The sequence below is a fragment of the Litorimonas sp. genome (assembly GCA_029936425.1).
In the GTDB taxonomy this organism is placed as follows: domain Bacteria; phylum Pseudomonadota; class Alphaproteobacteria; order Caulobacterales; family Maricaulaceae; genus Litorimonas.
The window spans coordinates 1-7,827 of the sequence record JAPYSU010000030.1 but is presented as its reverse complement, the minus strand read 5'-3'; the positions used below and the strand labels follow the sequence as shown (position 1 = coordinate 7,827).

The following is a 7,827-nucleotide window of genomic DNA, read 5'->3' as shown; positions in this document are numbered from 1 at the left end:
ACTGTGTAGTTGCCATCCAGGGCTGTAAGTAAGAGACATTAACTGTTCATCACCTTCATTTGTATCATGGCATGCTGTCTTAGAGATAAAGTTTTAGTTTACCGCAGAAGCTTGAGTTGTTAAGTAGTGGCCAGCGAGGGGACCCAGAATCCCAGTATCTACGCGGCTACACACTGATAACACACACACACACTGCTCAGAATAGGAGCAGGTGCTGAGTGTGAGAGGGACTAGCTACTCACAGACAATTGCTGGTTCTACGCAGCATATTCCGGAGTAGGTCCCCAGTGTAAGTCAGAACAAGCACTGAAGCATACAGGACCCAAGTGGTGGGCTGTCTGTCTGTTCAGTGGTCCGAGGACACAACGCTACCCGAGTACTACAGTGGTCCGAGGACCTGTGTGTGTAGCTGGGACCAAGAGTCTGCGGTGCATACAAGTTTCCAGGAGCCAGTGTAGGAATCCTCTAATAACACCAAGATGGCTGACGAAGCACGCAACTTCGACAGAAACCTCAGCCACATCACCTCAAGCTTGCCCACATGGGATGGAGCCAGTTCGAGTTTCAGGACATTTTCGTCGAGGTTCCACATGTATTTCCTGTCAAATAGTTTGTGGACCCAGGCACACACTGACATTATCCTCGCCATGCCAGGGGGGCAGGACAAACTCACGAGGATAAAAGTGTGTGGCCTCTTAGCCTTCAAGGGAGTGGCTCAGGAGAGAGCCACAGTCATCGGGTTGGGAACAGAGGCCTTTGAGAACAGTGTGGACCTGAGAAGGTTTTGGGAAAACCATGTCACCCCAATGTTTTCACCGGCACAAGAATCCGAGGTTAGCCAGTTGGAGTTCTACGCCTACACCCAGTCCCGGATGCAACCCATCCAAGAGTACAGTGGAATCAAACAGTCCTTGTTTTCGGCAGCATGGCCGATTGAGCAGCAAAGTTTCAGCCTGCTCCGAAAAGAGTTCATCAAAGGAATCTATAGCAAGGAGGTTCGAGTTCACATGATCCGAGCAGTGCTTGCAACCCCTGAAGACCTCAGGAACACATCTGCCACCGTCGTTGCCAGAGAGAGGGAGATCATTCTAATGAACGCTGGGCAGGGTTCAAATCTGGATGGCCTGGCCACCAGTATGGTCCAGTGGAACAAGAGTGTAACAGCTCCCCATGGCCACGGACACGAGGCAATGGACTGGGAGTCGATGCAAGCCATGGATCCAAAGAAGGCAGGAATGAAGTGTCACAATTGTGGAAAAGCAGGACACTTCGCTCGGGACTGCTACACCAAATCCCAGAGAGCAGGGCCTGTAGGAGCTGGCCGTGGTGGAGGACGCCAGGGACCAGCCCCACGCCCTGCCCAAGGAGGAGCCCGAGGGAAGGATGAACGCAGCGACAAGGAGAAAGCTGCAATCTGTCACAACTGTGGTACTAAAGGACACTTCATGAGGAACTGTCGAAAGAAGAAACAAGCACCAGGTGGAAAGGGGAAACCGCCTCCCCGCCGCCCGGGTGTCCATGGCCTGGAAGGAGAAGATGGAGACGAGGATGAGGAGTATCATCAGCCAGAAGCTGGACCAGACCAGGAGGCCTTAAGTGGTGTCCAGCAGATGTACCCCCAACTCCCTCGACATGACCCAACCGGGTGTGGATGTCACCAGTGCATGCCTGCTGAAGGAGCTCCCCAGAGAGGACCACAGCTTTTTCGGCCCAGGGCGGGCAACCAGCCCAACTAAAGGTTGCTAAAGGTGAAGTATCTACGGCTGGTCCGTCTCCAGCCAGCAGCAATGCTCCACAAGATCACCCCGATGTCCCCAAGGCGAGGGTATTGGTGAAATTAGGGGGAATTTGTACACGAGCATTGGCTGATAGTGGGAATACGACGAAAGGTTCTCTTTGTATTTCAACAGAATTGATGCACCACATGTCTAAATCTGGTACATGCAAAATAAGGTTCAAGTCACAAAATAAGAAAATAATCCGCTGTGCGGGCAAAGGACAATCTATATGTGAGCTTGGTGTGTTATATCCCATTCCATTTAGAATTAAAGGAGTCAATAAGAAATATATGATTTCTCCAAGAGTCATTTCTGGCCTGAACGAGGCTGTGAATATTGGCATTGATTTTATGAGAGAAATTAAAATGGATTTAATCAACTCTTCTTATCCACCAGTGTTAAAAGTGGAAGGGAAGAGAATCCCTGTGGTGGCTGCATTATCTAATCCTGATTCCCAGCACTGTTGGTGTCCGAGGGCGGAGCATCAAGCATGGGGGACTGCAGGAGGGGGCTCAGAGCCTGCCAGGGACAGTGCAGAACACAGGGATCCGGAGCTGTCAACTCTGGGGCTAGATCAGGTGGGGACACATCTGCCTGGGGCAGAACGATATCCACCCATCTACAATCTCCAGAACAGGAACTTGCCTGGAAACAGTCTCACATTCATCCATGTTAGTGGTCAATCAGGTAGCATTGCCGTGCTTGAAAAAGAGCTGAGAGGCTGGGAAGATGTTCATCTGGTGCCAGCAATCTATGACTTCAAGTCTGATACAGGGGAAGTGGGGATATTTAACATGTCTGATCAGGTGGTTGGATTGCGGAAGGGAGTGCTGCTGGGGAACTGCCGACGGCTGACCCCTGGAGAGGCTGAGCACCCTGAGCAAGAGGAACCCAAGGAGACTTTGAGTTCCTTGAGGAACAAGAAACCCACCACACTGACGCCGGCAGAAAGGAAGATCATCCTTGACCAGCTCAACCTCGAGGGAAAGAAAGTATTACTCCAAGGAGGTGGGAAAAATCTTGACCGAGCCAAAGAGCTGATCAATAAGTATGCTGAAGTATTTAGTGTGCCGACAGTAGCTGGAACAACCATAGGCAAAACTGACCGAATCCAATGCGAGGTAAAATTGAAGCCAGGAGCAATACCTTTCAAAGCTAAAGTTCGCCCTTTAAATCCAAACCAAAGGGAAAGTTTAGAAAAACAAGTGCATGATTGGACACATGAAAAGGTAATAGCCCCATCAAAGAGTGAATGGGCTCATGCTTTGGTTCCAGTCAAGAAGCCTGACGGTTCTACGCGGTGGTGTGTAGACTTTAGGCCCCTCAATGCATGTTCAAAGAGGGATTCATTCCCTCTGCCTAGGATTGATCAGAATTTGGAGAGGCTGCAAGGGGCAAAGATTTATTCATCGTTGGACGCTAGATGGGCCTATCACATAATCCCTGTAAAGAAGAGTTCACAGGATTACTTGAGTTTCATCACACCCTTTGGCTTGTATAAATTTATCCGGATGCCCTTCGGGCTAAACAATGCAGGAGCTGTGTATTCACGATTCGTGGGAGATGTCATTGATAGCCTAGGTAACAAACAGTTGATTACCTACCTGGACGATGTTGTGGCTGCAAGCCAAACTTTCGATGAGCATCTGTCTACTTTAGAACAGGCTCTGGTTGCTCACTTGGAGGCTGGAATTCGCCTCAACCCAAAGAAGACCTTTCTATTCGAAGAGGAAATAAATTATTTGGGATTCCATATAAGTGCTAAGGGTATTCAAATGCGTGAAGATTATGTGGAAAAAATTAAGTGTTGGCCTCAGCCCAGAACCATTAAGCAACTGAATACCTTTTTAGGATTCACCAGTTACTATAGATCCTTCATACCCCAGTATGCAAAACTTACTGCCTGCATGAACAAGCAAAAGAGGCTAGACCAGTTAGACTGGAATGCAGAATGTGACCACAATTTCCATGAGTTGAAAAAACTGTTCCTCACTAAGCCAATAAGAAGTTATCCTATGTGGGGAGGGAAAAGTGGGAAATTCATCTTGAGGTTGGATTACAGCAAGGATGGTATTGCCGCCATTTTGACTCAACCTCAGCAAGGGAAAGAGAGGTTCATCGCAGCCCAGGGACGAGGAACCCGAGGAGCAGAACCTGATTATCCCTCGTGGAAAGGAGAAATGCTAGCTTTGATTTATGGGCTTTCGAAGTATGAGCACATTTTGAGGTTTCGTCCATTCCGAGTACAAACGGACTCAACTTACCTCACTCACCTTTACACCATCAGGAACCCAAAGGGAATACTGGCGCGGTGGCTCATGGCTATCACCAGTTATGATTTTGAGGTAGAACACATTCCAGGTGTAGAGAATGGTGACGCTGATGCGGTTTCTAGATCCGATCACTTAGATCCTCCTACCCCCAGTGAGATGGAGGAGATTGAGCAGTCTGTGGACCTGGCGGCCGACCTGAAGAAGAAGTTGTCTACCAGCACAGAGTTCACCTCAGTGATGCAGCTAGATTCCATTGTGATGAATGAAGGAGAACTAGATTCCATTTCTTTGAGACAAGCTCAAGATGCCGACTCTGACCTACAGACAGTAAGGGGCTGGGTGACAGCTGAGGCTGTGCCAGACCAACAGGACAGGAGACATTTGAGTTGGTCATTAAAGAAATACATTGAGATGTTTCCAGAACTGAAAATACAGCCAGATGGAGTGTTGGTCCGAGAGAGAGAACACTTATCCCACGGCCGAGGGCAGCATCAGGTGCTGGTGCCTCAGGCCTTGAAGGCAAGAGTATTTCAGTGGTCTCATGCACATGTCAGTGCTGGACACTTTTCTCATGCATCCAGTGTGGCGAGAGCACACATGCATTTCCATTACCCAGGACTGAGTGGAGATTTCAGGAGATTGGTGTCACAGTGCTTGGATTGTCACAAGAAGACCACAGTAAAACCATTTGCAGGAGTCCACATTCCCAGGAGGGCAGGATATACAGGTGAATATCTTTATGTGGATCTGGTTGGACCCTTGAACGAGAACGTGGACGGCTACAAATATATTCTTACCATGGAAGATGGTTTTAGCAGATATGTTCAGACTGCCCCAATAAAATCCAAGAACGCTGAGGTAGTGGCTCAAGCTTTAATTGATAGGTGGGTCACAGTGTTTGGAGTGCCAGAGACTTTGTATAGCGATGGCGGTGGGGAGTTTGTGAACTCGATCTGGAAACAGCTGACGGAGAGGCTTGACATCAATCAAGCCATAGGCATTCCTTATTCCAAAAATGCAAACATTGTGGAACGATTTCACAGGACCTTAGGCCAGATGCTGCGCCAGTTCTTACCAGAAGGAACCCAAGATTGGGTGCGTTGGATAGGTCCGTGTTGCATGGCTTATAACAGTAAAGTGCATTCATCGACTGGCTCTACACCCTTCTATGCAATGTTCCAAAGGGAAATGATCTTGCCGATTGACCTTGTCATGCCCAGGCCTAGGACCCGCTATGACACTGTGCAAAGTCAAGCAGATGAGACATTGGCAAGGTTCCACAAAATCTATGCATATATTAAGGATCAAGTATAGAGAACAATTAGAAGGAATGCGAAGCTGTATTCAAACAAGGATCCTGACTATAAGGTGGGAGACTTAGTGTGGTATTTCAGTAGGAGAACCAACCCAACTAAAAGTAAGAAACTGATCAACAGGTGGATTGGACCAATGATAGTTGTGAAGAAAACTGGGGTGGTCAAATATGAAATAAAAGCTGCAGGATCAGAATCAGCCAGGAGTTTCCCAGCTCATGTATCCATGTTATCCAGGTATAAAGGGGACCTCATGGACCCACCTGCAAATCTGCCTGCTAACCCAGAGGAGATCCTTCCACAGCAGGGAGGAATCCAAGAGCGAGATGAAGAGGCCGAAGCGTTCGGTGAGCGAGGGGAAGGGCTTCTCCTGCTCCCAGATCAGCTTCAAGCTCCTGCCCAAATCTATCATCCTCCCCCAGGTGTACAAGAGGAAGTTCGTGACGAAGTCTGGGGCGGAGGAGATGAACAAGGAGGAGCTGAGGCAGTTCCAATCCCAGGGTTTGTGGCCGGGCCTCGCCGCCCTGCCGGACCTACGGTTCCCCCAGACCTGGGAACTGGTCGAGTCCTGAGGGCTCGGGATACTGCCTTGAGGGACCATATGCATGGCAAGGGGATAACTAAACCAGGAATACTTTGGGAGGTGGAGAGAAGAAGAATGCATCAGCCTGGGCTCCCTGTCCCATCTCCTCCTGCAAGGAAGAGGAACCGAGATGAGAGTGAGGAACCAGGCCCAGCAAGCAAGGGGGCAATGACCCGAGGAGAGAAGAGGGAGGCAGTGGCGCCGCCAGCAGCGGTGACTGGGGCTCGCAAGAAATACGTCCCCATCTCACACTACTTGGGCGGGAGCAGCACTCAGCCTGCTGCCAGTCACCAGCCACCCAGCGCCGAGAGCTCATCACAGGGGTCAGAGCAGCTGGAAGACGAGGACCAGGTCATGGGTTCGTGCTGTGGAGTGAACACCACTCCGCCCTCACCAGAGAGCCTGCCCCGGGAGATCTTAGTCCTCCAGAATGAGACGGGAGACTATGAGATGGAAGACCTCAGCCAGAGCCATGAAGGGAAGATCACTGTGAAGATCAAGAAAGGTGAAGATTCATATATTCCCCAGAAGGTGTCTGAAGGAGCGGCTGGCCATGACCTCAGAGCAGCGCTGACTGTGAAGCTGGAACCCTACTCTGTAACACAGGTTCCTCTTGGCATTTTCTGTGCCTTACCACCAGGTTTTTGTCTAGAGATCAAGTCTAAGTCAGGGCTTGCTAGTCGTGGAATCTTAGTCACTGGCGGCCTGATTGACTCTGATTACCGAGGACAATTAAAGGCACTTCTCTATAACTCCACCAACAAACCTTTCAAAATAATGAAAAAGCAAAGATGTGTGCAATGTTGTGTTCGTCGGGTGCACCAGGTGACCTGGCAACCGGAAGCAGTGTTAGACCGGACCATGAGAGATGACCGAGCACTGGGCGAGATGACTGCAGCAGTTGAGAAGGATGAGCAGCAGATGACGGTGCCTGCGGAACCTCCAGAGTCCACGGTTACGGTAGAAAACACAATTTAACCAACCAAACAAAATAACTTTAAAGAAAATATGAAAATCAAAAGAGAGAGGAAATCATTGAACATTTTAGAATCCGTTTATGGACTTCATGACTAGGTCCCCAATATTATTTCTATGACACAAGACACTGACTACATTCATTGTTAGTAATCCTATATGATCCACCAATCAGTCAACTGTCACTCACTGTCAAGATAGTAATTAGGAAAAGTGTGAGAAATTGCAAACATGAATAGTCCCATGTATGTGCGTCAGAGTAGTAACATGAATGACAATGCTGCATGAAGGAACAGATAGCTTACCCATCAAAGAGACAGTATAATCCTTAACCTGTCACATGTCAAGATAGTCTGACACCAGCACTGCAATGAATGGTGTATTTGGCAATGTTAGTTTGGTAAGTCATGTGACTGCTGGGAGGACTAAAGTCCCATCCCAACACATCCTTGAACAAGCGCCAATGGCATTTTCATGTAGCTCAGCTCATCAGGAGTTAGGTGACTGAAACGCCATCTACACATTCTCGCTACTAACCCAAACATACAGCTGCTAGTAACCATTAAGTGGTGGCCTGTAAATTGGAAATTTGGATGTTCACTAGTTGTTGACCGCAGAGGAGGAGAACATCACCATCTCTTCCACACATTATCATTCAGTGTGTTATGTTAAGGTGGCAAGTAAGTCGATACAGCTACACTCTACCCTGTCCAATAAGTTGATGCAATCGCAGGCGACACTCTGTAGCTGTGAACGTTCTTCCTTTAAGGTGCCCACCACTCCACCTTCACATCAGCGGCTATTTCGACTGGATTTCCATCAGTCTCTCAAGTAACCGAGAAGGACCATCATAAATCCTTCTACACATGTTTTAAGGACAGTTATCAGTTGCAGTTAGAGAAGCA

General features: G+C 48.6%; 4 protein-coding genes. All 4 read left to right on the top strand.

The window, feature by feature from the left end:
• Nucleotides 1-479: 479 nt before the first annotated feature.
• The 4 genes from ACN0IC_RS14540 to ACN0IC_RS14525 all read left to right on the top strand — a co-directional run bounded on the left by ACN0IC_RS14540 (nt 480) and on the right by ACN0IC_RS14525 (nt 6,925).
• Nucleotides 480-1,736 carry a hypothetical protein gene (locus tag ACN0IC_RS14540; protein ID WP_416879509.1) on the top strand — a complete coding sequence of 419 codons (1,257 nt, stop codon included), beginning with the start codon at nt 480-482 and terminating at the stop codon, nt 1,734-1,736.
• A 188-nt stretch (nt 1,737-1,924) separates the two neighbouring features.
• Nucleotides 1,925-5,365 (top strand): reverse transcriptase domain-containing protein, encoded by a 3,441-nt coding sequence (locus ACN0IC_RS14535; protein ID WP_416879508.1) that lies wholly within the window; start codon nt 1,925-1,927, stop codon nt 5,363-5,365.
• Between the two features lie 325 nt (nt 5,366-5,690).
• Nucleotides 5,691-5,936 (top strand): hypothetical protein, encoded by a 246-nt coding sequence (locus ACN0IC_RS14530; RefSeq protein WP_416879507.1) that lies wholly within the window; start codon nt 5,691-5,693, stop codon nt 5,934-5,936.
• Nucleotides 5,937-6,397: 461 nt separating this feature from the next.
• Complete coding sequence (locus ACN0IC_RS14525) at nt 6,398-6,925, top strand: dUTP diphosphatase (RefSeq protein ID WP_416879506.1); 528 nt, start codon at nt 6,398-6,400, stop codon at nt 6,923-6,925.
• Nucleotides 6,926-7,827: the final 902 nt, after the last annotated feature.